Consider the following 1,271-nt stretch of genomic DNA (forward strand, 5'->3'; position numbering starts at 1 on the left):
AACCTGCAAGGGAAAAAAATGATCGGTTATCACCAGACCGCACAGTCTTCCTGGTATGCTGATGGATTCGAAAACACCAAAATCTGGTCAGGATCAGAAATTGATCCTCTTTTGGATGGAGCTCCGGTAAAAGAATGGAGCATCAGGACAAACAGTGAAAACAATATTTTCCCGGCAGATATTTCAGAGAATAATACCCAGCTGTTAAGTTTTGAATCCGTAGACTATAAAGCAGATAAACTACTGAATGGCCAGGTAGTTACTTCTGTACCAGCAGGATCTCAATCCAGAATTGTTTCTGCCATTGTTCCTAAGTTTACAAGGACTAAAGATTTTTTAACCGGGACATTTATTCAAAAAGTAACGACATACGAAAACTATTACCTCCCATCCAGAATAGAAGTCAATACCAATTATGGATATGGTGTTTCCATCACTGATTTCAACTACGAACATAATATAGGCGGAACAGGACAAAATTATTATATGGGAAGGCCCATAAACAAGATTGAAACTACGGAGGGCTATGGTGATACACAGAAAACCTTTACCTCATATGCTTATGAAAACAATCTTTTAAAAAGCAGCAGATTTTTCCCGGGATCTAATTCTGCTAATGCTATGGTAGAAGAATATTCTTATGACGGATTTGGAAATATTACAGCTAAAAAAACAACATCAGGAATCGATGGCAATTCAAAAACTGAAAAAGCTGAATATGACCCGGCGGGAAAGTTTCTCATTAAGAAAACGGATAACCTTGGATTGGAAACAAAAATCACTTATAATGACTGGGGGCAGGTACTCTCTCAAACAGATCCTGATGGCAATACCTTAACCAACACCTATGATGTCTGGGGAAAACAGGTTAATGAAGCTTCAAGTCTGCTGGGAACGACCACTTATCAGTATGAAAAAGACAACCAGTACAATGTAACCACTACCCGGAATGATCCCGATGGTGATATTTCCAGAATGTTCACGAACAAACTGGGGCAGGAATATAAAACTTCTGCCAAAGCTTTCGGGCAGGGACAGTATGTATCCAAAGAAACCCAGTATGACGTATTGGGAAGAAAAATTAAAGAATCGGAGCCTTATTTTGAAGGACAAACTGCAAGCCAGTGGAATACATTCACTTATGATGACACTGTATTCCCTGCCAAAGTAAAAGCTACGGCATTTACCGGAAAGCAGACAGAAACTATTGTCTCAGGATTGACCACCACTGTTAAGGAAACAAATCCGGCAGACTACGGAAGGACAACTTC

General features: G+C 39.7%; 1 pseudogene. It reads left to right on the top strand.

The features are described 5' to 3' along the window. A pseudogene (locus DRF57_RS23385) lies at positions 1 to 1,271 on the top strand (RHS repeat domain-containing protein); the annotation flags it as partial.

Source organism: Chryseobacterium rhizosphaerae (genome assembly GCF_003385455.1).
Taxonomy (GTDB): domain Bacteria; phylum Bacteroidota; class Bacteroidia; order Flavobacteriales; family Weeksellaceae; genus Chryseobacterium; species Chryseobacterium rhizosphaerae.